Here is a 24,353-nt window from a genome sequence, read left to right on the forward strand (position 1 = left end):
TGGCCCGTGTTTCCAATGACAGACTCCACGGTTCTGAAACTCAACGGGCTGAGCAAACGCTTTGGTCCCGTCGTCGCCAATGACGATGTCAGCCTGATCCTGGACAAGGGCGAGGTTCTGGCATTGCTGGGCGAGAACGGCGCGGGCAAGACCACGCTGATGAATATGTTATTCGGGCATTATTTGCCCGATTCAGGGTCTATCGACGTTGCTGACGAGGCGGGTGTTCTGCAGCCCTTGCCATTGGGTCACCCGCAGGTGGCGCTGGCCGCAGGCGTGGGCATGGTGCATCAGCATTTCACGCTGGCCGAGAATATCTCGGCCCTGGATAATATCACGTTGGGCTCGGAACCCCTGCTTGCACTAAGCCGCAATCGGCAGGAAGCCCGGGAAAAGATTCAGGCTATTATTGATCGAAGTGGCCTGACCGCGCCGCTGGATACGCCCGTGGGACGTCTGTCTGTGGGTGAACGGCAGCGGGTTGAAATCCTGAAAGCCCTGTATCGGCAGGCGCGAATTTTGGTACTGGACGAACCCACCGCCGTGCTGACCCCGCAAGAGGCCGACACATTGTTCGAAAACATCCGTATGATGACGGATGAGGGGCTGTCGGTCATTTTCATCAGCCACAAGCTGCGCGAGGTTCTGGCCTTTTCTGATCGGATCGCGGTGCTGCGCCACGGGCGCAAAGTTGGTGAGATGGCTACATCCGAAGCGGATGAGAAATCTATCGCCCGAATGATGGTCGGGGCGGATACGCCGGAACTTGCCGGGGGCACCATGGCGCCGGGCGTTCCGGTACTCAGCCTGTCCGGCGTGTCAGTCCCTGGCCGGTCCAAGCGCGATACGCTCAGTTCTGTAGATCTAACTGTACATGCGCATGAAATCCTCGGGATCGCTGGGGTTTCGGGCAACGGACAAAGCGGGTTGGCCAATGTGATCTCTGGTCTCGTTCAGCCAGAACAGGGTCTAATAAAGGTGGATGGAGTTGAAATCGGCACGCTCAACCCCGCGGCGATGATACGGGCGGGCGTGGGTCGTATCCCCGAAGATCGCCACCACGAAGGCATCGTTGGCGCGATGAGCGTGGCTGAAAACATGGTGATCGAGCGATTGGGTGACAGCGACGTGCAATCGCGCGGCCTGCTGCGACGTGAGACGATCGAAGAGAACGCCGCGCGCCTTGCAAAGGCTTATGACGTGCGTGGGCCGGGTGTCGAAGCCCCGGCGCGGTTGCTGTCGGGTGGCAATATACAAAAGCTTATTCTGGCGCGGGTATTTGATCGGGCACCGCGTTTGATCCTGGCCAATCAACCGACGCGTGGTCTGGACATGGGGGCTGCTGCCGAGGTCGGACGCCGCCTGCTTGAGGCGCGCGCGCGCGGAGCCGGAGTAGTTCTGATCTCAGAAGATCTTGATGAAATTCTGGGTTTGGCCGACCGCATCGTGGTGATCCGCGATGGCGAATTGCACGAGGCCCCCGGCCGCGACCGCGAACAGATCGGGCTGATGATGGCAGGAGAACCGGCATGATCCGCATAGAACCGCGCCAGACTCAGTCGCGGGCCTTTACCCTGGGTGTTCCAATCCTGTCCGCCATAATTGCACTGGGGTTTGCCGCCATTCCATTGCTGGCCGCGGGGGCGAACCCTATTCTGGCGTATCAAGAGATGTTTCGCGGCGTATTTGGTTCTGTTTTCGCATTTTCCGAGGTGCTGACGCGCGCCACGCCACTGATCTTTACCGGTCTGGCCGCCGCTTTGGCGTTCCGCGCCAAGCTGTGGAATATCGGGGCCGAAGGGCAGCTGTATCTGGGTGCGATGGCGGCTGTGGCGGTTGGGTCGGGGGTGCTGGATGTCCATGGTATCTTGTTATTACCGCTGATCGTCGTGCTGGGTGCTGCAGCGGGCGCGGCGGGGATGGTTGCCCCGACCTATCTGAAAATCCGTTTTGGCGCGGATGAGGTGGTGACTACGTTGCTGTTGAATTTCATCATTCTGATCTTTGTGCAGATGATGCTGGAAGGGGCCCTACAGGACCCAATGAGCCTGGGATGGCCGCAATCCGCCCCTATCCTGGATCAGGGTATGTTGCCGCCTTTGATCGAGCGGATGCGGGTGCATTCAGGGTTGATTGTGGCTCTGATACTGGCCGGATTGGCGCAATTCATGCTGGCCCGATCGGTTTGGGGATTCCGTTTGCGGGCGGTGGGGGAAAACGCTGCTGCTGCGCGCCATGCCGGGATCAACGTAAACCGCTCGCTGTTTGGCGTGGCCATCTTGTCTGGTGGCCTTGCGGGGCTGGCCGGGGTCAGCGAGGTCGCCGGACTCAAGGGGTATCTGACCTCGGACCTGTCGCCGGGCTTTGGCTATACCGGCATCGTGGTCGCCATGTTGGCGGGGCTGTCACCTGTGGGCGTGGTGATCGCCGCGTTGTTCATCGCATCCGTGTTCGTAGGGGCTGACAGTATGAGCCGCGCAATGGGCGTGTCGTCTTTTCTGGCCGATCTGGTGGTGTCGGTTTCGTTGCTTTGCGTGTTGGTTGGTGGGTTCTTTGCCCGCTACCGGATCGTTCGGGCCAGCACGTCAGGGGGCACGTCATGATGGATATCCTTAATATCCTGCTCTCCGAAAGCTTCTGGGCCGCGTCCTTGCGCATCGCTACGCCGCTGATCTTTGGCGTGCTGGGTGCGTTGATTTGCGAACGGGCGGGCGTGCTGAACCTCGGGATCGAGGGGATATTTGTCGTCGGAGCGATGTGCGGCTGGATGGCCGTCTGGTTGGGCGCGGGGCTGTGGGGCGGCGTGCTGGTCGCGGCGCTGGCCGGGGCCTTTTTTGGCCTATTGCACGCGATCCTAACGGTGCCTCTGGGTCTGTCGCAACATGTCTCGGGGCTGGGGATCACTCTGTTTGCAACCTCCGTCAGTTATTACACCTATCGCACCGCATTGCCGAACGTGTCGTCACCGCCGCGGATCGAGCCATTTCAACCGCTGGATTTGCCCGTACTGTCAGATCTACCCTTTTTAGGGACTGTTTTGTTCCAGCAAACCGCACTGACATGGCTGGCTCTGCTCATGGTGGCGGTGGTCTGGTATGTGATGAACCGCACCGCCCTGGGCGTGGCCATTCAGGCGGTTGGAGACAACCCGGACAGTGTCGATGCACAGGGCCTATCGGTTTACGGGCTGCGGATCGGGGCCATTGTCGCGGGCTCGGCCTTGATGGCTTTGGGCGGGGCTTTCCTCACGATGAGCGCCTTTGATGCCTTCTTCTTCGGCATGGTCAACGGGCGCGGCTGGGTTTGCATCGCGCTGGTAATCTTTGCCAGTTGGCGGCCTGGAAAGGCGCTGTTGGGCGCGTTGTTGTTCGGGGCCTTTGATGCGTTGCAGGTGCGGCTGCAAACCGAGATCGGCGCGCTGGTGCCAGGTCAGGTATTCCTGATGGCCCCTTATATCCTCTCGATCATCGCCCTTGTGGTTGCGGCGCGGTCGGCGGATTATCCGCGTGCATTGCTCACCCCCTGGTTCAAGGGCCAACGATAGGAAACGTCATGTTCGATCTGATCGTCAAGAATGCCACCCTGACCGATGGCCAGACTGGCATTGATATTGCCTGCGCGGATGGCAAGATCGCCGCGATTGAATCCGGGATCACAGCCGAAGCTGGCGAAGTAATCGATGCGGGTGGCCAATTGGTTTCTCCCCCTTTTGTTGACCCGCATTTTCATATGGATGCGACTCTATCGCTGGGTAATCCGCGCATGAATGTCTCGGGCACATTGCTGGAAGGTATCGCGCTGTGGGGAGAGCTGAAGCCGATCCAAACGGTCGAGGACATCGTTGCGCGTGCAATGCGGTATTGCGAGCTGGCCGTGGCCAAGGGGATTGGCGCGATCCGCAGCCATGTGGATACCTGCGATGATGAGCTGAAGGGTGTTGAAGCCCTGCTGCAAGTGCGCGAGCAGGTGAAGGACCACCTGGATCTGCAACTGGTTGCCTTTCCGCAGGACGGTGTTCTGCGCGACCCTACCGCGATGCAGAACACGATCCGCGCGCTAGATATGGGTGTGGATGTGGTGGGCGGTATTCCGCATTTCGAACGCACCATGGCGGACGGGGCCGACTCTGTACGTCAGCTTTGCGAAATCGCGGCCCAACGTGGCTTGATGGTCGACATACATTGTGACGAAAGCGATGACCCGCAAAGCCGCCATATCGAGACGTTGGCCTATGAAACCCAACGATTGGGTCTAAACGGACGGGTGGCGGGGTCGCATCTGACCTCAATGCATTCGATGGACAACTACTATGTATCGAAACTGATCCCTCTGATGGTCGAAGCCGGGGTACATGCAATCCCAAACCCGTTGATCAACATTATGCTTCAGGGCCGCCACGACACGTATCCCAAACGCCGCGGCCAGACCCGCGTGCGCGAATTACGCGATGCGGGGATCACCGTGGGGTTCGGATCGGATTGCATGATGGACCCGTGGTATTCGCTGGGTAAGGCCGACATGTTGGACGTGGCCTTTATGGGGCTGCATGTGGGCCAGCTGTCCAGCCGGGCTGATATGGCATGGTGTTTTGATGCGGTGACCGAAAACTCGGCCCGGATCATGGGGTTGCAGGGGTACGGCGTGGCCAAGGGTTGCGACGCGAATTTCGTTCTGCTGCAGGCCAGCGACAAGATCGAGGCGATCCGCCTGCGCGCCCATCGTCTGACCGTGGTGCGCAAAGGCCGGGTTATCGCCCGGTCGAATCCGGTGATCCATGATCTGACTTTGCCCAGCGGGCAGACATCTCTGGATGAGGCACGCGTGCCATTCATAAGCTGAAATCTGACAAGGCCACACGGTGTTACAGGTTTGAACGCGGCAAATCTCGATAAGCTCATCCTGAATCTCTGCGGTCAGATGCTCCTGTTTCGTGCATATGGGCGTACATAAACATTAAATTCGTTAACCATTGCAGACTCAGACGGGTCTGCTGTGCTAGGTCTGTGACTGAAGTTGGGGGCTTCAGAGGGGCGACATGTCTCAGGACCTTAGGGACTGGCTAAGCGCACTTGGACTATCTGACTATGCGCAAGCCTTTTTGGATAACAAAATTGATTTCGCAATTTTGCCCGATCTGACGGGCGAAGACCTGATCGAAATCGGAGTGACCGCTGTCGGAGACCGCCGCAGGCTGCTGCGCGCGATTGCTGAGCTTGAGACTGTCGAAACCGTTCAACCCTATGAGCCCGAAACCCCGCTGGAGCCCGCCAGGCGGCAAGTCACAGTCATGTTCGCCGACCTAACCGGCTTTACCCGCCTGACCAGCGAGTTGGACGCCGAGGACATGCATGAACTGCTGAACGCGTTTTTTGCCAAGGTGGATCATGTGGTCGAAAAATTCGGTGGTCGGATCGACAAGCATATCGGGGACGCGGTGATGGCGGTGTTTGGAGCGCCGATATCGCACACCAACGATACCGAGCGGGCCGCGCGGGCGGCGCTGGAAATCCATGCAGTGCTGCCCGCTTTGAACCCGCCTCTGTCGTGTCACATCGGCATCGCGTCGGGTCAGGTGATCGCCAGCACAACCGGCAGTCAGGCGCATACAGAATACACGGTGACGGGCGACGGCGTTAATCTGGCGTCGCGCATCACCGATATGGCGACGCCGGGTGATACTTTGGTGTCCCATGACATTCAGCGCGCGTTAGGGCCGCTTTTTGTCGGCGAGTCGCTGGGTGAAAAGCCGATCAAGGGGCTGAGCGAACCGGTCGAACTGTGGCGGCTGGATCGAATGGCGCGCAACATCCGGTCACGCCGGCACCGATTTGTCGGTCGCGAGCGCGAGATGTCGCTGTTCTCGGCCACGTTCGATCGCTGCCAGCAGCACGGCAAAGGTGAGGTGCATATCGTTCTGGGCGAGCCGGGCATCGGCAAGACTCATCTGTCCGAACAGGTTGCCGAAATGGCTGCGGAGCTCGGATACTCGATCCACAACGGCGTGGTCATGGATTTCGGCGCGCGTGAGGGGCATTCGGCCATCCAGTCCGTTGCCCGCAGCATTCTGGGGCTGCAACCGACGGATGACGCTGCCACCGGTGCTGCAATGGCGCAGGATGCGGTGACCAAGGGCTGGGTGTCGCCGTCTAACGTGGCACATCTGAACGCGCTTTTGGAACTGGAGCAGGACCCTGGCCTGGCCGAAGTTTATGCTGTGATGGATAACACCACCCGCCAACGCGGAAGGCGGCAAGTGATCGACGAGCTGATCGCGGCACGCAGTCGTGACGCGCCGATGCTCATCCAGATCGAGGATATCCACTGGGCCGCCCCCGAAATTCTGACCGCCTGCGCCCATATTGCCGCGACCACGCGCGATTTGCCTTGTGTACTGTTGATGACCAGCCGGGTCGAGGGCGATCCGATCAACCGTGAATGGCAAATGGGCACCGAAGGCGCGCTGATCTCGAAGCTGGAACTGGCGCCGATGGGGGATGAGCAGGCCCGACAGCTGGTTCAGGAGTTCACCGGCGTGGACCCCGAACTGCTGGATGCCTGCGTAAAGCGCGCCGGGGGCAACCCGCTGTTTCTGGAACAGCTCTTGCGCAATATCGATGTGCTGAAACGCGAATCCGTGCCGGGCAGCATTCAGGGAATCGTGCAGTCGCGGCTGGATGCGCTGGACCGGCGCAGTCGGGCCGCGATTCAGGCGGCCTCGGTGTTGGGTCAGAGGTTCTCGCCCGAGGTGCTGAACTATGTCTTGGGTGAAGGGCATCTGGACACTTCGACCCTGATCCGGTCCGCCCTGATCCGTGAGGCGGGAACCGATCTGATGTTTGCCCACGCGCTGATCCGCGACGGGTCTTATGCGACGCTGGTGAAATCCGAACGCGCGCGGCTGCATCGTCAGGCCGCGAAATGGTTCGAGGATCGCGATGCCACCCTGCGGGCGCAACATCTGGATCGGGCAGGTGCCACCAATGCGGCACAAGCGTATCTGGAAGCTGCCGAGAAATTGATTCAGGCGTTCCAGTTTGATGATGCCAGCCCGCTGATCGAACGGGCCTTGGAATTGCCCGCGCCATCCGGGGTACGGTTCGATCTGTTTTGCGCGCGCGGTGAAACCCACCGTTTGCAGGGCCTGTCGGATGACGCCTTGCGCGAATTCAAGGAAGCGGCCGATCTGGCTGAAACGGATGAACAGACCGCCCGCGCCCATATCGGGTTGGCGCAGGCCGCACGGCAGGCCAGTTTGTACAAAGACGCATTGCAAAGCCTGGGTACGGCCGAGATAGCTGCAGAGCGGTGTGGATCGGAACGCGATATTGCCCAGATCAACTATGTCCGTGGCAATGTGTATTTTCCTCTGGGTCGGGTCGAGGACGCCCTGCAAAGCAATGAAAAGGCTCTAACACTGGCCAGAAAGCTGGAATCGGCGCGGCTTGAGGTCGGTGCGCTCAGCGGTTTCGGCGATGCGAATTTCATGAACGCGACCATGCAGACCGCCACGGGGTTCTATACGCAGGCGGTGGAACGGGCACGAGAAAAGGGGTTAGTGCGTGATCTGGCAGCGAACCTGCACAACCTCAGCGTGGCGCGCAGCTATACCGGCGATGTGGCGCAGGGCAAGCTGGATGCACAAGAGGCCATCGAGGTGTCCCAGAAGTATTTTGCCTTTGTGCCGGAATGCGTGGCCCAGACCTGCCTAGGCGTTGCGCATACGTTTTTGGGTGAGCTGGATCGGGCGCTGGAGACCTTCGCAGTTTCGGCCGAAATTGCCAGCCGCGTAGGCGCAAAGCGGCTTGAGGCGCAGGCATTGGAGCATCTGGCCCGCACACAGGTTTACGCCGGGCAGATGGACGATGCTCGGGAAACCGGTCAGCGGGCTGTCGATATTGCGCTCGAACATGGTCGGAATTTCGTGGGGCCCAAGGCGTTGTCGGCGCTGGCCATGGCGGAAACAGACCCTAATAAACAGGATCAGCACCTGAAACTGGGCGCCCAGATCATTGCCGAGGGTTGCGTTGGCCACAGCCACCTGCATTTTTATCCCGATGCCAGCGCCGTCATGCTGGCACGGCAGGAATGGGACCGGGCGACTGAATATGCGGACGCATTGGCAAAATTCACCGCCGAGGAACCCCTGCCAATGGTCGACCTGTCGATACAGCACACCAGGGTTCTGGCCGCGTGCGGGGGCTGGGGCATTCCCATGTCAGCACATGAAGATTTCGAAGCGCTGGGCGCGCGCTTTTCCGAGATGGGCATCACGCAATCTCTGGTCGGGCGGTTGAATTGAGCGGGCGAGGGGCTGAATGAGCATCGAAAAGAAGGTTTGGCTGATTTCCGGTGCCCTGACGCTTGCTCTGGCCGTCGTGCTGTTCAAACTTTTGGTCGCGCTGAACCATTTTGAGGGCGACCCGACGCAATTGCCAGATGAGGCCTCAGTCGATGAGTATCTGCAAAAGCTGGACAATTTGCCCGACTATCGGGTCAAAACCGGCATCTTCATCAAATCCTTCAGCTTTACCGGCGCCAGCGACGTGCGCGTGAGCGGCTACGTCTGGCAACATTTCGAAGACGGCGTACATGACGCGATCAAGCCAACCAAAAAGGAGGTCGGGTTCATCCTGCCCGAGGCCGTCGATGCCGCGAATGGCGTAATCGAAGAGGCCTATAGGATGGATCAGGACGGCGTGACCCTGATTGGCTGGTATTTTGAACAGACCCTGCGGCAGAGCTTTGACTACACCAGCTATCCGTTCGACCATAAAACCGTCTGGGTCCGGTTTTGGCCCGGTGAGTTTGATGTAAATGTGGCTCTAATTCCTGACTTTTCGTCCTATCCCGCCACCGGGCCGGATGATATTTTTGGCATAGATCCTCGCATCGTCATGGGCACGTGGGAGCGTGAGAACACCTATTTCGACTATCGCTTGTCCGATCTGGATACAACGCTGGGAATTGGCGAAAACGAGTTCCAGACCAATCTGCCGGAACTGCATTATAACTTCGTCATCAAGCGCAATTTCGGGAACGCTTTCATTGTCCACATGATCCCGTTGATCGTGGTGACGATGCTGCTGTTCGGTGCGGTAATGACGGTGACCCGCCGCCCCGAATTGGTCGAACGGCATGATTTCAGTACCTCCAGCGTGATCGGCACATGCTCGGTCTTGTTTTTCGTGATCCTGCTGGCCCATGTACAGCTGCGTGAAGGCTTTGCCGGATCGCCGGTGATCTACATGGAGTCGTTCTTTTTCCTGATGTATTTTCTGTTGCTGGCGGTTTCCGTAAACACCTACTTGTTTGCATCCGAGGCTGCGCCGTCCCTGCGGCTTATCCATTACAAGGACAACCTGTACCCAAAGGCCGCTTTCTGGCCTTTTGTCCTTCTGTGCATGGTGGCGATCACGGGCTACAACCTCAACCTCAAGGCCGGACCCGAGGTTGAGGCCGTGATCGAAACCCACAATTAGGCTGTCGGTTGAAACCCCGGTTTTGGCGTACCGGTGGCCATATCCAGCGTGTATTCCGCCACGATCCCGGATGTGCCTTGTTCCCATTCATCCAGATACTTGGTGGGATGCGCGATCACATAGGTATAGGCGGGTTTTTTGACGCCGTTGATCAACACGTTGATCCGCTTGCGAACATAGACATTCTCGGGCGAGTTGGGGCCGTGATAGCCTTCAAGCTTGTCCAGCTCTTTCATCCCGGTGGATGAGACGCGATAGACCTCGCCCCGCACCGCTTTGCCACGGCCTTTCTGGTCGACCAGCGTGGCCATCCGGTGCAAAAACCCACAGTTCGGATTATCGCAGAACGGCTCGTGGGGCACGATCAGGGGCATGCGTTGCCGGGTGATCGCCTCGCCCACAAAATCATCCAGCACCTCGGCATGGGCATCGTGATTGGGAAAGCCTTTCTTCAACGATCCGTAGGTGAAGTAGAGATGGGTCTTTTCACGGTCTTCTATCAGATCGTCTTCGTCCTCATCCTCAAGTTCAGTCAGAGTGTGAGTATTGGCCCAATCGTCCAGCATTGCCTGGATTTCGTCCGAGACTTTGGCGTCTCTGGCGTTTTTGGGATTCTGCAGGAACTGGATGCACGAACTGGCGTCGATCCCATCAGCTGCCAGCAGGATTTTCACCATCTCGACCGAGTTGTTCATTACCGCCACATGCAGGCTGGTAAAGCCGTGGTCGTTGCTGGCGTTGACGTTGATGCCACGGTCGATCAGCGCCTGTGCCGCCTCAAGGTCGGGCTTGCCCAGATCCATCCCGCTCTCTTTCATCTCGCCTTCGCCGCCTGCCGCGTAGTGCAACAGGGTGTCACCGTTGCTGTCATCAACGATATCAATTCCAGCCATACCGTTGTCGATGGCCTGAAATACACGGCCCCATTGCGCGAACTCATCCGAGGCGGCGGCCTCTTGCGCCCATTTGCAGATGTTGTGTTCCTGATCGGCCAGTTCCTCGAAGGCCTCGTCCAGAACCTCCATGATCTGATCCGGGGTGGCCATCATACCGATGCCCATCATGCCGTTAGACAGCCGCCCCTTGCGCGGCCCGACCAGATCAATACCCAGATCGCGCAGTTTTTCGACATTGTTCTGGGTGGTGACGTTGTTCCACATATTGGTGTTGCAAGCGGGGCAGAGGATCACCGGTTTGTTCCGGTATTGCCACGCCACAAAGACCGAGGTCAGCAGGTTGTCGGCAATTCCGTTGGCGATCTTGCCCATTGTGTTGCAGGTCACCGGCGCCACGATCACGCAATCGGCCCAGTCACACAGCGCCAGATGCGAGGCGCGCAGGGGCATTCCAAACTCGATATAGCGAAAGTTCCACTCGTCATCGTCGCGGTAATAGTCGTTATGGGTGATGCATCGTTCGATCCGTTCGGCACCGAAATCGCGAAAGAACCTCTCGGCCGAGACCGAGGGGATCAGTTTCACGTTGTGCCCGGCCTGTGTGATCCGTTCCACCAGTTCCGGCACCTTGTCGGCTGCCGATGATCCGCAGGCGCACAGCAATACGTTGCGCTTTTCGGTCGGCGCATCGGTCAACCCGCCCTTGGGATAACCAAAGATGTTCTTGTCCAGGCTGGGGGATTCATGGCGCAGCAGAACCGGTAGACCGGCTTTGTGTACCCGTTCCTGCAACCGACCTTTCAGGATCATATCGACAATGTCCGACCGCCTGCCCAGGCATTCGCTCTGGAAAAACAGGTAAGGCGGTTTTTCCTTACCGGTCAGCACATTCAGTTGCCGCCGGATCTTCATCACATTGGCCCCGTGGCCTTCAATGTCGATCAGCTTGATGCTGGTGATGCCGATATTGGACAGGATACTACGCAGCATATAGGACCACGGGTCCTCATCGGCGTAAAACAGCACAAGCGGGTTGGTCGCGACAATGCGGGCCACGTCGGTGGGGTCTTCTGGGGGGTCGTGTTCCTCGATCACCAGCATCGCTGGGTTTTTCAAATCACGCAGGCCGCGGAAGATATGCCCGCGCGGGGCCTGCCACACCTGCGAGGTCGCGGGGCTCATATCCACCACGGTCACCAGATCGGTATCCTCGTCATAGGCGATGCAGAGGCACCAGAACTCCTCAAGCAAGGCCGTTTCACGATAGACGTTCTCGGGCGGACGGATGACTTCAAACCCCAGCACGCGGTTAAAGTCGATGTTGATCATCAGGTGCCGATCATCATCGCTGTTGAGCAAGCGCAAATGATCTTGGAACCATTTCTCGGGTGTTATCTCCTCGGGATTAGGTCGCAAGGCATAACTGTGGAACGTGCTGCCCAGATGCACATCGGGCGATTGGCTCAGGTACCGCTGCGCAAGGCTGTGCATTTCCTTGGCGGTGGACACACGGCTCAAGGCATCGGTGTAATCGGTTTGCGTGGCAATCAGCAGCTTGTCTTCATCGACCTGCTCATCCCCAAGGATCGCCAGGCTTTCGGCCAGCACCCCCAGCGAGTTCATATTCGGGCTGGCCCGCCGGAACAGGTTGCGGCGTTTCTTGGGGTCTTTGGCCAGATACAATGTGCTGTCCACATAGTTGCAGTCCTGCTGCAGGGTCTGCAGGTTGGTCTTAACAGCCTCACGCGCTGAGAACCGCAGGATGCCCCGTGATCGCATCGAGGTTCCGTCGCGATCCGACATTCCGGCCCACAGCCGGTCGATGGTGGTGACCCACAGCTTGCCGTATTTCTCGGGGTGGACGTCCATCATATGCACCAGCCCGGTGCTGGGATTGCACTTGGCGATGATGGCAAAGTGGCCCCCCGGCATGGTCGGTTTGCCATGGGCGACACCGACCTGAAAATTTGCCACCAGGATGTCGTTGTCCCCACCCAGGCGGTTGGATTCGTCGATCGCCTTCAGCAAAATTTCGACCGAGGTCGTGGCCTCGTCCATGAAATAGGCCTGAACCTGCACCTTGTCGCGCAGGCCCTGGGTGTGGATGAAGGTGCAGGCGACGTCGTAAAGCTCACCCAGTGAAATACCGTCATTGACCACGAAAGACGTGGGCAGGGCACATTCGCGAAAGATATCGTTGACCTCGCAACTGAACCCCAGCGCCGACATGCTCAGCGCCGCTGCCGTAACGCTGCAGCAATTGATGGGTTGCTGAAAGTTCTGCAAATGCACGCTGACCAGATCACCGAACAGGGTGTCATAGCAGGCTTCGCGGATGTCCGTCGGAATTTCCAGCCAGTGATTGCTGGACAAATAAGCCAACTTGGTGCCGGGCGTGGCCAAGGCTTCGAGGCTGACGGGAATATCAAAGATTTCAAGATGTTCCTCGTAGAAATAGTCGCCCGCGTCGGCCTTTGCCAGAACCGTCTCGTCCTGTCGCAGATGCACCTCGCCCCCCAGCACCACATACATGCCCTGCGATGGCAGGATCGTATCCTCAGCCACTTCGAAACACTCAAAATGCGGTTGGATTACGGTTGGATCATCGGCGGGCAGAACTTCTTGTATCAGCGCCCATTCGGATTCGGTTGGATGATAGGAAATAGTGTTTTCAATCGGGTCTTTAGGCACGTCTGTTCCCCCCTGAACTAAAGCCGTGAATGTCGTCAAAGAACCAGTGCTGCGTCTTGTGGCATGTGTCAGGCGTCTTATGGTCAAACAGAAATAAAGGACCGGCCCGACGGTTAATCTGCACTGGCCGGGCCAACAGAATGCGCACGTTCAGCGCGAACAAATGGGCCCAATTGCGCGTACCGTATCGCATTTGGACACAAAAATCACCGATGTTGTTGATTTGACTATACGAGTTCGGATTGTAGCTTTTGTTGCCCGCTTCCTGTCAGTCATGGTTTTGACATTATGTCGAAATCACCGTCGTAATGACGCAACTTTCCGCGTTTTCGTCAAGAATACCCCTGCGGATCGAACAGCCCACCCCTCATACTTTTCCTAAACGAAAGAGGAGGCGCGTTTTGAGCTGGAACATTTGTGTCATAGGGGCAGGTAAGATCGGTCAGATGATCGCCAGCCTGCTGCAAGCATCGTCGAATTACTCGGTCACCGTTGCCGACCGCGATCTGGCGGCGTTATCGGTGCTTAATAAACAGGGGATTGCGACCCGGCAGATCGATGTGGAGGATGAGGCACAACTGACCCAAGGACTGTCTGGGTTTGATGCCGTGATCTCGGCCGCTCCGTTCTTTTTGACGCCGAAGATTGCCAAGGCGGCCAAGACCGCCGGGGCACACTACTTTGACCTGACCGAAGACGTCGCAGCCACCAGTGCCGTGCGCGAATTGGCCGAAGACAGCGATACCGCCTTCATGCCGCAATGCGGTCTGGCACCGGGGTTCGTAGGCATTGCTGGCGCGTCGCTGGCGGCCGAATTTGACGAGTTGGACAGCCTGCATATGCGGGTTGGGGCTTTGCCGCTCTATCCGACCAACGCGATGAAATACAATCTGACCTGGTCGACCGACGGGCTGATCAACGAGTACTGCAACCCCTGCGATGCCATCGTGAATGGCGAGCGCGTGAAAACCGCGCCGCTGGAAGATTACGAAGTGCTGGGCCATGACGGGGTGGAATACGAATGCTTCAACACCTCCGGCGGGTTGGGCACGCTGCCCGAAACGCTTGAGGGTAAGGCGCGGGCGGTATCCTATCGCTCGATCCGCTATCCCGGCCATTGCGATATCCTGAAGCTGCTGCTCAAGGATCTGGGGCTGGAACGTCGCCGCGACCTGCTGAAGGACATCTTCGAGACCGCGCTGCCGCGCACCGATCAGGATGTGGTGCTGGTCTATTGCACTGCCAAGGGCCTGATTGACGGAGCGCTGCGCGAGAAATCCCTGATCAACAAAAGCTTTGCCCGCACCCTCAACGGACAGGTCTGGAGCGCCATTCAGGTCACCACCGCCGCAGGCGTTCTTGGCGTGGTCGACCTGATGCGCACCGGGGGACTGCCCGCAAAAGGATTTATCCGGCAGGAACAGGTGAACCTGTCCGATTTCCTCAACACTGAATTTGGCCGACTCTATCGCGCCGGCGACGTAACTGAACAGAACAAGGCGGCCTGAGATATGAAAGACATCGTGATGACTGCGCAAACCACCCTGGCAAATCTGGACCTGACCGAGGCCGAACTGACCGGCGGCACGCTCAAGGTGACCTCGCCGATTGACGGTAGCCTGCTGGCCGAGGTGCATGAGACCCCAGCTTCCGACATGGAGGCCATCCTTGCCCGTTCGAAAATGGCCTTCAAGGCATGGCGCACCGTGCCCGCGCCGCGCCGGGGCGAGTTGATCCGTCTGCTGGGCGAGGAATTGCGCGCCGCCAAGGGCGATCTGGGCGCGCTGGTCAGCTGGGAGGCTGGCAAGATCACCTCGGAAGGTCTGGGCGAAGTGCAGGAGATGATCGACATCTGCGATTTTGCCGTTGGTCTGTCGCGCCAGCTATACGGTCTGACCATTGCCTCGGAACGGCCCGGCCACCGGATGATGGAGACATGGCACCCGGCGGGTCCGGTGGGCGTAATCTCGGCCTTCAACTTCCCCGTCGCAGTCTGGTCGTGGAACGCAGCGCTTGCGATCGTGTGTGGCGATCCGGTGATCTGGAAGCCGTCCGAGAAGTCCCCGCTGACGGCAATGGCCTGTCAGAAAATCTTTGAACGTGCACTGGCCCGGTTCGGCGACGCGCCCGAAGGCTTGTTGCAAACCCTGATCGGCGGCGCCGCGCTGGGCGAGACGCTGGTGGCCAGCGAGGATGTGCCGGTGATCTCGGCCACGGGTTCAACCCGTATGGGCCGCGCAGTGGCCCCCATCGTGGCGCAGCGGTTTGGCAAGTGCATTCTGGAACTGGGCGGCAACAACGCAATGATTGTCGGTCCGTCGGCTGACTTGGAAATGGCAGTGCGGGCGATTGTCTTTTCGGCTGTGGGCACCGCAGGTCAGCGTTGTACCACACTGCGCCGTCTGATTGTGCATAACTCGATCCGTGAAGAATTGGTGAGCCGTTTGAAAAAGGCCTACGCTGGTTTGCCCATTGGCAACCCGCTGGCTGAAGGCACCTTGATTGGCCCGCTGATCGACGAAGCCTCGGGTGCGGCAATGACCGCAGCCCTGAAAGCTGCAGAAGCCGAAGGCGGCACCGTATTCGGCGGCAACCGTGTGACCGAAGGCGTGCCTGCCGGGGCCTATATGGCACCCGCCATCGTCGAAATGCCCGGCCAAAGCGATGTGGTGAAGACCGAAACCTTTGCTCCGATCCTCTATGTCATGGGTTATGACGATTTTGACGATGCGATCGAGATTCAGAATGACGTACCGCAAGGTCTGTCGTCGTGCGTGTTCACCCTGAACATGCGTGAGGCCGAGCAGTTTTTGACCGCAGCCGGGTCGGATTGCGGAATTGCCAACGTAAATATCGGACCTTCGGGTGCCGAGATCGGTGGCGCATTTGGCGGCGAGAAGGAAACCGGTGGCGGGCGCGAAAGCGGCTCGGACGCCTGGAAGGCCTATATGCGGCGTCAGACCAATACGGTGAACTACTCAGCCGAACTGCCGCTGGCCCAAGGCGTCAAGTTCGACATCTGATTGACCCTTCCGGCGGCATCGGCAGGTGCCGCCGGATCAGTCTGCAAACAGATAATCCAGTCTCATCACGGCCTGCGCCTTGTCTTCTGGGACATTCAGAAATTCAGCCATTACCTCTTCGTTTTTAGCCCGCGTATTGGCCTCGCGGATACGCAAGTATCCTTCGAACCCCGCACCCCGGATCAACTCGGATTCATAGGCCAGCGAATTGCGCAAGGCCGGCACAAGGCGCGCCACGGTTTCCGATGGGCTGTTTTCTCCGGCCAGACCGACCCGCCGCGCATGGCCGATCAGGTAATCGTCAGAATAGTCGCATTCGATCTCAAGAACCCGGGTCCTGACCTGGTCCGAGCAGAAATCCTGAATGATATCCAGATTTGCCGGGTCCACACACAGTACCAGCTTGTCGGTCTGGAAATGATCGAACAACATCCGCACGACCGCGCGCCGGTGGCGGGAGCGCTTGGTTAGCGTCGTCTCGATACCGCCAAGATTAGGCAGCAGGGTGTCTTCTTCATTGAACAGGTATTCGACACAAGGAATGTCAGTCTCGGACGTGATCTGATCGACCAGACGCTTGGCCACGTGCCATTTTTTGCACGCAATTAGATATAGTTCGCGTTCGGGACCCAAGGTATTCCCGGCCTCCCAAAAGCGCTGCCCAAAGCGGCGGCCAACGCGCCCGCGCCCGGTTAGAAACCCATAGAGGTTCCGCCCTTCATCCGAGATTTGGAACTCGACCCCTTCGCTGGCATAGAGCTGGCCCAGCCTCTCTTTCAACTCATGCGCCTCGGGGCTGATCTTGCGGGCAAACATGTAATCCTGCCCCAGCAGCATGTCGTAGTGATCGTTGTAAAAGGTCACCGGCATCCCGTAATCCGAGAACATTAGGAAAGTGGGGGTGCGGTTCTCAATCTCTTCCTTGGGGATCAGATGGCGGACTAGGGTCTGGAAAAATGTCTCATCCGGGATCCAGGTGGTCGAGAAAAAGCGGACCACATCCGGGCGCTGTTGCAGGAGCTCAAGGATCATCTCGACCGTGCGGCGGCGCAGGCACCACCACTGACTGCCGATCATAACTTGGATGTCTGCGGGGATATCGCGCGTCAGGTCAAAGCGTTTTTGTAGGTTGTATGCGGCATAGAACCGTTTGCTCTGGGTGCGTTCGTTGAAGAAATGACGGTAAATTAGCCGGTCTTCCTTCATACCGGTTTTGATCCAGTTGCTGGCAAAGAAATCGTGGCTTTCCACAAAGTCCTTGTCGTTTTCGTCCAGAAACCAATGGATGTACTCGGCGGTTTTGATCGCCATGCAATCGCCAGACAGCATGTAGAAATGGGTGACCCGTGGAAACGCATCCACCGCAGCCTGCACGGCATTCAGGGTCGCCTGCACCAAAGACCACTCGCCCCAGCCGCATTTGATGCGCTTGGCGGCAAAAGCCACATTTGGATTATCTTTCAACGCGCTGCGAATACGGTCATAGGCCACCGCGCTGGCGCGCGCGTCAAAATGGATGGCCATGCAGTCGCCTGCGGCTGTCAGTTGCTCGGCCTGCGCGATGATTGCGTCAGGGTCCTTGTGGCACAATAGAATATAGGCAATTTTTGCCATATTGCGTCTGTAACGTCCGTTTCTGCCTGTTTGCTCTCTGATACTGAGGATGAGCGATTGAATAAACAGAATATTTTTGGTTCTTTATGAGCCTAGGCGGGCGCGTGTGGTTATTTTGACCCGCTGAGGAGGCATTGCAGATGGGTTTTCCCGGTACATGGATGACCGAGAGTGAAAGTATGGTGTACCGTGTTGTGCCGAAATGTGCGTGCTCGACCATCGGGCAGATTATGTACTACTCGGACCACGGTCGGTTTTTCGACGGCGATATTCATGACGCCAAGGACGGTATGCACAAATGGGCCTTTGCCGACAGCCAGGCCCGGATTTCCGGCAATATTCGTAAACACGCCTCATACTCTTTTACCTGTGTGCGCAATCCGTACACCCGGATACTCAGCTCCTTCTTCGACAAGATTTGCGGTATTCAGCGCAATGGCAGCCGGTATCGGGGTAATCTGGTCCCGACGCTGATCTATAATTACGGAATCGAAGTGGGCGGCGATGATGGCAAGGGTGAGTTCGACCAGATCGCCAGTTTTCGCCGCTTTTTGCTGTTTGCGCGGGATACGATCCGCTGGCGCCGACCGATGGATCCGGACATTCACTGGTCGGCCGTGTCAGGGCATGTCTCGACTTTCATCGTAAATGGTGGACGCTACGACCGCATTTTCTGGACCGAGAAATTCAATGACGGAATGCAGGGGGTGTTGGACAATCTGGACACACCTCACGCGATCAGCCTTTCAGATATTCCACGGTTCAACGAATCCGAAGGGCATGGCCCCAAACGTGCGCATCCGGTCGAGGATTATTTCGACGATCTGTCCATGCATTTGGTCTACGAAATCTACAAACAGGATTTCGAACTGTTCCGATACGATTTTGAGAACCCGGCGAATAAGATGCCGATCGGTGAGATTGATCTGGACGAAGTTCACGCCAAACTAGGCGATTGACTTGCCATAAGGCAGGCACTTCCGCCTGTCGTCAATGTCTCTGACGAGACATCTCCTCTAGTTGGGCCCGGCGCTGCGCACTGCGCGGCGCCGGGCCCAAGGCCGAACGTAGCATCGGCGTAGCCGATAGTGCGGGTCGGGCGCGGGAGGCTGTCTGAGATGATTCAGGTAGCGATCAGTTCGCGTTTCAGACCGATCGGGTACAAATTTGGTCCGCAATCCGTATCGAGTTCACTGAGGTCGCGCCAACTGGCTCTGCACATGAGTCCATTGTCCTCGGCAAAGGTGATCGCATGTTTTGGTAGGGCAGATGGATTTGATAGAGTCACTTCTGTGGCGAAAATTATCTCATGCCCCAGTTGGCCTTCGTGGCGATAAATGTTCTCCAAAACCAAAGGCGCGCCGGAAATCTGAATGTCAACGCCAAGCTCTTCGTGAAATTCGCGTTTCAGCGCGTCCTGCCAAGTTTCGCCGAACTCAACTGTACCGCCAAGCGGACGGACACCTTTCAGATTGCCACTGTCGTCATGGACGTCGGCGACCAAGAGACTGGGACCTCTCCATAGCAAGCCGATCGCCTTGACCCGAATGCCTTGATACGGACGCCAAATCGTCATCAGAGCTCCTTTTGATCAAGTTGGCATTCAAAAATGAAAAGGCCCCGCTGTGCAATACAGCGAGGCCTATAATCTACATACCGCAACCCGGTTCAGACCTGACGCACGGCTCCTTTCGCCGCGCTGGTTGTCAGCTTGGCATAGGCCTTCAGTGCGGTCGACACCTTACGCTTGCGCGGCTCGGCTGGCACCCAGCCCTTTTCGTCCTGCTCTTCGCGCCGTGCTGAAAGTTCCTCGTCAGACACGGCCAGATGGATGCTGCGGTTGGGGATGTCGATCTCGATCTTGTCGCCCGGGCGCACCAGTCCGATCTCACCGCCCTCGGCGGCTTCGGGTGAAACGTGGCCAATCGAAAGGCCCGATGTACCGCCCGAGAACCGACCATCAGTCAGCAGGGCGCAGGCTTTGCCCAGACCTTTGGATTTCAGATACGAGGTCGGATACAGCATTTCCTGCATCCCCGGACCGCCGCGCGGGCCTTCATAGCGGATCACCACGACGTCGCCCGCTTCGACTTTGCCGGTCAGAATGTCATTGACCGCCTGATCCTGACTTTCGCAGACATAGGCCGATCCGGTGAAGGTCAGGCTGGCGGGATCAACGCCTGCAGTTTTCACGATACAGCCGTCCCGAGCGATATTGCCAAACAGAACCGCCAGACCGCCATCCTGGCTGAAGGCATGCTCTTTCGACCGGATTACACCGCCTTCGCGGTCGATATCCAGTTCCTTGTACCGGTTCGATTGGCTGAAGGCTTGGGTGGTGCGCACGCCCCCCGGGGCGGCCTTGAACAGCTCTTGCGCCTTGGGGTTGTTGGCGACCTTGATGTCCCAATTCGCGATTGCCTCACCCATCGTGGCGGAATGCACGGTGGCGCAATCTTCGTGCAGCAGCCCCGCTCGGCCAAGCTCGCCCAGGATCGAGAAGATACCCCCGGCGCGGTGAACGTCTTCCATGTGTACGTTTTCAGTGTTTGGTGCCACCTTGCACAGGCAGGGGACTTTGCGGCTAAGGCGGTCCATGTCGGACATGGTGAAATGCACCTCGCCTTCATGCGCGATGGCCAGCAGGTGAAGTACCGTGTTGGTCGATCCGCCCATGGCAATGTCGAGGCTCATGGCGTTTTCAAACGCCTCAAAGGTTGCGATTTCGCGCGGCAGGAAGCCTTTTTCGTTCAGATCATAATGGCGTTTTGTGATCTCGACGATGCGGCGACCGGCTTCAAGGAACAGATCTTTTCGATCAGCGTGGGTGGCCAGGGTCGAGCCATTGCCCGGCAGCGCCAGACCCAGCGCTTCGGCCAGGCAGTTCATCGAGTTGGCGGTGAACATGCCCGAGCATGACCCGCAGGTGGGGCAGGCATTTTCTTCGATATGCTGCACCTGTTCGTCAGTGTATTTGTCATCAGCGGCGGCAACCATCGCGTCGACGAGGTCGATCTTTTTGACGTCCAGATCAGCGATGTCGATCTTGCCCGCTTCCATCGGACCGCCCGAGACGAAGATGGCCGGGATGTTCAGGCGCATAGCGGCCATCAGCATGCCGGGGGTGATCTTGTCACAGTTCGAGATGCAGACCATCGCATCGGCGCAGTGCGCGTTGACCATATATTCGACCGAATCCGCGATCACTTCGCGCGAGGGCAGCGAATACAGCATTCCGTCATGGCCCATGGCGATGCCGTCATCCACCGCAATGGTGTTGAACTCCTTGGCGACGCCGCCTGCGGCCTCAACCTCACGCGCGACCATCTGGCCCAAGTCCTTCAGGTGAACGTGGCCGGGAACGAACTGGGTGAACGAGTTGACGATGGCGATGATCGGTTTGCCGAAATCGTCATCCTGCATACCAGTTGCGCGCCACAGGCCGCGGGCACCGGCCATGTTGCGGCCATGGGTGGAGGTTTTGGATCGGTACATTGGCATGATGCTGTTTCCCTTTTGCCCCGGTTGCGATATGCGGGATGTGTGCGTTATAGCGCACGTACCACATGTGCGCTATAACGCACAAGAGGATTCGAAAGACGATCAGATGGCACCGGATGATATTACACTGAAACTGCGGGATGTGCGGGCGGCCTCGGGGCTGAGTCTGTCGAAGGTGGCTGAGATGACCGGCGTTAGCAAAGCCATGCTGGGCCAGATCGAGCGTGGCGAATCCAGCCCGACCATCGCGACGCTGTGGAAGATTGCCAAAGGGTTTCAACTGCCCCTCAGTGCATTGATCGGCACGGCGGCACTGCGCGATACGACAACGCCTGACGTGTTTCGCACGGTGACCTTTCCAGGCAGCATCGAAGTTAAGATCGTCTTTCCCTTTGACCCCGCCCTGCGGGCCGAGACATTTCATGTGGAACTTGCGCCGAACCAAAGCCACGAATCCGCCGCCCACGCGACTGGCGTGACGGAAGAGGTCTTTGTCCTGAACGGCGCGCTTGAGATTTTGCGTGATGGGAAGTGGGTGGCGCTTGAGGCGGGACAGGGCCTGCGATTTGCGGCGGACCTGCCGCATGGCTATCGCGCCGGTGATCAAGGGGCTGTTTTTTTGAACATGCACCATTATGCACAATTGGATGCGCTGCCCGCGATCGGCTGAACCTGACCCCACATAGTAAAAGGCAAGATATGGGCGCTTTTCTGGAAACTCTAACACTGGCGGACGCGATTGGCTCAATCGGTGCTTTGGTCGTGGTGGCTGCGTATTTTGCCACTCAGATGCGGATGATGAATTCGGACGATCTGGCATTCCCGGTGCTAAACCTCGCCGGGTCGATCCTGATCGTCTATTCGCTGCTTCAGAATTTCAATCTGGCGTCGATGTTGATCGAATCCTTCTGGATTCTGATCAGTATGATCGGGATCGTTCAGTTTTTCCGTCTCAGGCGCGCGCGTTAGGCGGGCTAGGCCCCATCCAGTCTTGAACCCGAATGCGTGCGCGTATAGGGAAAACTCAAGCTCGCTTAGGGGAGGCTTTGATGCAGGACGATCCGAAAACACTCGTTTCCACCGAATGGCTTGCCGCCCATATCAAGGATCCTGATTTACGGATTCTGGACGGGTCATGGTATCTGCCGCAACAGGGGCGGGATGCTAAGGCGGAATATGATGCCGCCCATATTCCTGGCGCGCGGTTCTTCGATATCGATGATATTTCCGATCAGCGTTCGGACTTGCCGCATATGGCACCACCGGTCGAAAAATTCATGTCGCGCTTGCGGGCGATGGGTGTGGGGGATGGACATCAGGTCGTGGTCTATGACGGTGCCGGGCTGATGTCTGCGGCGCGGGTCTGGTGGCTGTTTCGCCTGATGGGTCAGGAAAACGTCGCCGTTTTGGACGGCGGCTTGCCGAAATGGCAGGCTGAGGGTCGCGAAATCGAAGACCTGCCGCCGATCATTCGGGATCGCCATATGACCGTACGAGTGCAAAACCATTTGGTACGGGATGTGACGCAGGTTTCGGCCGCAGCCAAACTCGCCGATCATGAGATTATCGATGCCCGGTCCGCCGCCCGCTTTGCCGGAACTGCGGCTGAGCCGCGCGAAGGTTTGCGGTCGGGGCATATTCCGGGGTCGCGCAACGTGCCCTTTGACCTACTGCTGAACAAGAACGGCACGATGAAATCGCCTGATGATTGCCGCGCTGTGTTCGAAGCCGCAGGTGTGGACCTGTCAAAGCCCGCGATCACATCCTGCGGGTCGGGCGTGACCGCCGCCATCCTCAGCCTGGCGTTGGAACGCTTGGGCAAGAAAGATCATTCGCTTTATGACGGCTCCTGGGCTGAATGGGGTGCCTTCCCGACCCTGCCCGTCTCAACCGGAGAGAACTGATGTTCGAGAACCTCAAACCGCAGCCTGCTGACAAAATTCTGGCACTGGTGCAGATGTACCGCGAAGACCCGCGCGATCAGAAGATCGACTTGGGCGTCGGCGTCTACAAGAATGCCGAAGGCGTGACCCCGGTGATGCGCGCGGTGAAGGCCGCCGAAAAGCGCATTCTGGAAGAGCAGGAAAGCAAAGCCTATACAGGTCTGGCCGGTGATCCGGCTTATGCGGATGCGATGATCGGCCTGATCCTCGGCACGTCTGTGCCGCGCGGTAACATCGCTGCCGTGGCCACCCCGGGCGGCACCGGAGCCTGCCGTCAGGCGTTCGAATTGATCCGCATGGCCAACCCATCGGCGCGCGTTTTCGTGTCGAACCCGACATGGCCGAACCACCTGTCGATTCTGAACTATCTGGGAATGGAGATGGTCCCCTATCGCTATTTCGATGGCGATACCCGTGGCGTCGATTTCGATGGCATGATCGAGGATCTCAAGACGGCCAAGGCGGGTGACGTGGTGCTGTTGCACGGCTGCTGCCACAACCCGACCGGCGCCAACCTGAACATGGTGCAGTGGCAAGAGGTCGTGAACCTGATCAACGAACGTGGTCTGGTAGCGATGATCGACATTGCCTATCAGGGCTTTGGCGATGGTCTGGAGGCGGACGCGCAGGCGGCCCGTCTGGTAGCCTCGTCGGTCAAGCGCTGCCTGATCGCGGCGTCGTGCTCGAAGAATTTCGGCATCTACCGCGAACGTACCGGCCTGTTGATGGCGATCAGTGATGATGCGGCGCAGACAGCCTTGAACCAGGCTACGCTGGCCTTCCTGAACCGCCAGAACTATTCCTTCCCGCCCGATCACGGTGCACGCGTGGTGACCACCATCTTGAATGACGACGCCCTGCGCGCCGATTGGGCTGCCGAGCTCGAAGATGTGCGCCTGTCCATGCTGGGCCTGCGTCAGCAACTGTCGGATGAGTTGCAACGACTCAGCGGCTCGGACCGCTTTGGTTTCATTGCTCAGCACCGCGGCATGTTCTCGCGCCTGGGTGCGGCTCCGGAACTGGTCGAGAAACTGCGCGACGATCACGGTATCTACATGGTCGGCGACAGCCGCCTGAACATCGCCGGCCTGAATGCGACCACCGTGCCAATTCTGGCCAAGGCGATTGTCGACGTCGGGGTTTGAAGTTCCGCAGTTTTAATCAATGAAAACCCGGACGCGAACGCCCGGGTTTTTTGTTTGAGAG

17 protein-coding genes are annotated in these 24,353 nt (G+C 58.3%); 13 read left to right on the forward strand and 4 right to left on the reverse strand.

The genetic code is table 11. From position 1 onward, the window contains the following. Positions 1 to 15: 15 nt before the first annotated feature. The 6 genes from ACR0LY_RS14265 to ACR0LY_RS14290 all read left to right on the forward strand — a co-directional run bounded on the left by ACR0LY_RS14265 (position 16) and on the right by ACR0LY_RS14290 (position 9,479). Entirely contained in the window at positions 16 to 1,533 is a 1,518-nt protein-coding gene (locus ACR0LY_RS14265; protein WP_170351833.1) for an ABC transporter ATP-binding protein, read from the forward strand. After that, positions 1,530 to 2,603, forward strand: coding sequence for an ABC transporter permease (locus ACR0LY_RS14270; RefSeq protein ID WP_170351834.1), 1,074 nt, complete (start codon positions 1,530 to 1,532; stop codon positions 2,601 to 2,603). The genes ACR0LY_RS14265 and ACR0LY_RS14270 overlap by 4 nt, the downstream gene beginning before the upstream one ends. Further along, positions 2,603 to 3,544, forward strand: a complete 942-nt coding sequence (locus tag ACR0LY_RS14275) for an ABC transporter permease (RefSeq protein ID WP_170351939.1) — start codon at positions 2,603 to 2,605, stop codon at positions 3,542 to 3,544. Before ACR0LY_RS14270 ends, ACR0LY_RS14275 begins: the two co-directional genes overlap by 1 nt. Before the next feature lie 8 nt (positions 3,545 to 3,552). Further along, the gene (locus ACR0LY_RS14280) at positions 3,553 to 4,839 is read left to right on the forward strand and encodes an amidohydrolase family protein (RefSeq protein WP_170351835.1); all 1,287 of its coding nucleotides are present in this window, start codon (positions 3,553 to 3,555) and stop codon (positions 4,837 to 4,839) included. 196 nt (positions 4,840 to 5,035) lie between these two features. Next, positions 5,036 to 8,299, forward strand: coding sequence for an adenylate/guanylate cyclase domain-containing protein (locus tag ACR0LY_RS14285; protein WP_170351836.1), 3,264 nt, complete (start codon positions 5,036 to 5,038; stop codon positions 8,297 to 8,299). A 16-nt stretch (positions 8,300 to 8,315) separates the two neighbouring features. Continuing rightward, positions 8,316 to 9,479, forward strand: a complete 1,164-nt coding sequence (locus ACR0LY_RS14290) for a hypothetical protein (RefSeq protein WP_170351837.1) — start codon at positions 8,316 to 8,318, stop codon at positions 9,477 to 9,479. Here ACR0LY_RS14290 and ACR0LY_RS14295 read toward each other — a convergent pair. Next, the gene (locus tag ACR0LY_RS14295; RefSeq protein ID WP_170351838.1) at positions 9,476 to 13,066 is read right to left on the reverse strand and encodes a flavoprotein; all 3,591 of its coding nucleotides are present in this window, start codon (positions 13,064 to 13,066) and stop codon (positions 9,476 to 9,478) included. The two genes, ACR0LY_RS14290 and ACR0LY_RS14295, sit on opposite strands and share 4 nt — an antisense overlap. A gap of 401 nt (positions 13,067 to 13,467) precedes the next feature. Between ACR0LY_RS14295 and ACR0LY_RS14300 the strand changes: the two genes are divergently transcribed. Together ACR0LY_RS14300 and amaB are read left to right on the forward strand one after the other, a co-directional pair. After that, complete coding sequence (locus tag ACR0LY_RS14300) at positions 13,468 to 14,574, forward strand: saccharopine dehydrogenase family protein (protein WP_170351839.1); 1,107 nt, start codon at positions 13,468 to 13,470, stop codon at positions 14,572 to 14,574. Between the two features lie 3 nt (positions 14,575 to 14,577). Next, positions 14,578 to 16,089, forward strand: coding sequence for an L-piperidine-6-carboxylate dehydrogenase (amaB, locus tag ACR0LY_RS14305; protein WP_170351840.1), 1,512 nt, complete (start codon positions 14,578 to 14,580; stop codon positions 16,087 to 16,089). Between the two features lie 36 nt (positions 16,090 to 16,125). On the opposite strand, the gene ACR0LY_RS14310 is transcribed toward amaB, so the two are convergent. Further along, the gene (locus ACR0LY_RS14310) at positions 16,126 to 17,703 is read right to left on the reverse strand and encodes a DUF5928 domain-containing protein (protein WP_170351841.1); all 1,578 of its coding nucleotides are present in this window, start codon (positions 17,701 to 17,703) and stop codon (positions 16,126 to 16,128) included. A 140-nt stretch (positions 17,704 to 17,843) separates the two neighbouring features. Here ACR0LY_RS14310 and ACR0LY_RS14315 point away from each other — a divergent pair, with 140 nt between their 5' ends. Beyond that, the gene (locus ACR0LY_RS14315) at positions 17,844 to 18,662 is read left to right on the forward strand and encodes a sulfotransferase family protein (RefSeq protein ID WP_170351842.1); all 819 of its coding nucleotides are present in this window, start codon (positions 17,844 to 17,846) and stop codon (positions 18,660 to 18,662) included. A 164-nt stretch (positions 18,663 to 18,826) separates the two neighbouring features. On the opposite strand, the gene ACR0LY_RS14320 is transcribed toward ACR0LY_RS14315, so the two are convergent. Together ACR0LY_RS14320 and ilvD are read right to left on the reverse strand one after the other, a co-directional pair. Then, positions 18,827 to 19,279, reverse strand: a complete 453-nt coding sequence (locus ACR0LY_RS14320) for an NUDIX hydrolase (RefSeq protein WP_170351843.1) — start codon at positions 19,277 to 19,279, stop codon at positions 18,827 to 18,829. 92 nt (positions 19,280 to 19,371) lie between these two features. Then, positions 19,372 to 21,204, reverse strand: coding sequence for a dihydroxy-acid dehydratase (ilvD, locus tag ACR0LY_RS14325; RefSeq protein WP_170351844.1), 1,833 nt, complete (start codon positions 21,202 to 21,204; stop codon positions 19,372 to 19,374). 106 nt (positions 21,205 to 21,310) lie between these two features. Between ilvD and ACR0LY_RS14330 the strand changes: the two genes are divergently transcribed. The 4 genes from ACR0LY_RS14330 to ACR0LY_RS14345 all read left to right on the forward strand — a co-directional run bounded on the left by ACR0LY_RS14330 (position 21,311) and on the right by ACR0LY_RS14345 (position 24,292). Next, entirely contained in the window at positions 21,311 to 21,874 is a 564-nt protein-coding gene (locus ACR0LY_RS14330; protein WP_170351940.1) for a helix-turn-helix domain-containing protein, read from the forward strand. Positions 21,875 to 21,903: 29 nt separating this feature from the next. Further along, on the forward strand, positions 21,904 to 22,173 hold the full coding sequence (locus ACR0LY_RS14335) for a CBU_0592 family membrane protein (RefSeq protein ID WP_170351845.1): 270 nt from the start codon (positions 21,904 to 21,906) through the stop codon (positions 22,171 to 22,173). Between the two features lie 80 nt (positions 22,174 to 22,253). Then, on the forward strand, positions 22,254 to 23,108 hold the full coding sequence (gene sseA, locus ACR0LY_RS14340; RefSeq protein ID WP_170351846.1) for a 3-mercaptopyruvate sulfurtransferase: 855 nt from the start codon (positions 22,254 to 22,256) through the stop codon (positions 23,106 to 23,108). Next, positions 23,108 to 24,292 carry an amino acid aminotransferase gene (locus ACR0LY_RS14345; RefSeq protein ID WP_170351847.1) on the forward strand — a complete coding sequence of 395 codons (1,185 nt, stop codon included), beginning with the start codon at positions 23,108 to 23,110 and terminating at the stop codon, positions 24,290 to 24,292. Before sseA ends, ACR0LY_RS14345 begins: the two co-directional genes overlap by 1 nt. The last annotated feature ends 61 nt before the right edge of the window (positions 24,293 to 24,353 follow it).

The organism is Ruegeria sp. BC5 (assembly GCF_056539205.1).

Bases quoted from the DNA above. Each gene is read 5' to 3' on its own strand.
- ACR0LY_RS14275 (WP_170351939.1), top strand. From the start codon at position 2,603: ATGGATATCCTTAATATCCTGCTCTCCGAAAGCTTCTGGGCCGCGTCC.
- ilvD (WP_170351844.1), bottom strand. From the start codon at position 21,204: ATGCCAATGTACCGATCCAAAACCTCCACCCATGGCCGCAACATGGCC.
- ACR0LY_RS14330 (WP_170351940.1), top strand. From the start codon at position 21,311: ATGGCACCGGATGATATTACACTGAAACTGCGGGATGTGCGGGCGGCC.
- ACR0LY_RS14345 (WP_170351847.1), top strand. From the start codon at position 23,108: ATGTTCGAGAACCTCAAACCGCAGCCTGCTGACAAAATTCTGGCACTG.
- ACR0LY_RS14270 (WP_170351834.1), top strand. From the start codon at position 1,530: ATGATCCGCATAGAACCGCGCCAGACTCAGTCGCGGGCCTTTACCCTG.
- ACR0LY_RS14335 (WP_170351845.1), top strand. From the start codon at position 21,904: ATGGGCGCTTTTCTGGAAACTCTAACACTGGCGGACGCGATTGGCTCA.
- ACR0LY_RS14265 (WP_170351833.1), top strand. From the start codon at position 16: ATGACAGACTCCACGGTTCTGAAACTCAACGGGCTGAGCAAACGCTTT.
- ACR0LY_RS14285 (WP_170351836.1), top strand. From the start codon at position 5,036: ATGTCTCAGGACCTTAGGGACTGGCTAAGCGCACTTGGACTATCTGAC.
- ACR0LY_RS14310 (WP_170351841.1), bottom strand. From the start codon at position 17,703: ATGGCAAAAATTGCCTATATTCTATTGTGCCACAAGGACCCTGACGCA.
- sseA (WP_170351846.1), top strand. From the start codon at position 22,254: ATGCAGGACGATCCGAAAACACTCGTTTCCACCGAATGGCTTGCCGCC.
- amaB (WP_170351840.1), top strand. From the start codon at position 14,578: ATGAAAGACATCGTGATGACTGCGCAAACCACCCTGGCAAATCTGGAC.
- ACR0LY_RS14320 (WP_170351843.1), bottom strand. From the start codon at position 19,279: ATGACGATTTGGCGTCCGTATCAAGGCATTCGGGTCAAGGCGATCGGC.
- ACR0LY_RS14290 (WP_170351837.1), top strand. From the start codon at position 8,316: ATGAGCATCGAAAAGAAGGTTTGGCTGATTTCCGGTGCCCTGACGCTT.
- ACR0LY_RS14315 (WP_170351842.1), top strand. From the start codon at position 17,844: ATGGGTTTTCCCGGTACATGGATGACCGAGAGTGAAAGTATGGTGTAC.
- ACR0LY_RS14280 (WP_170351835.1), top strand. From the start codon at position 3,553: ATGTTCGATCTGATCGTCAAGAATGCCACCCTGACCGATGGCCAGACT.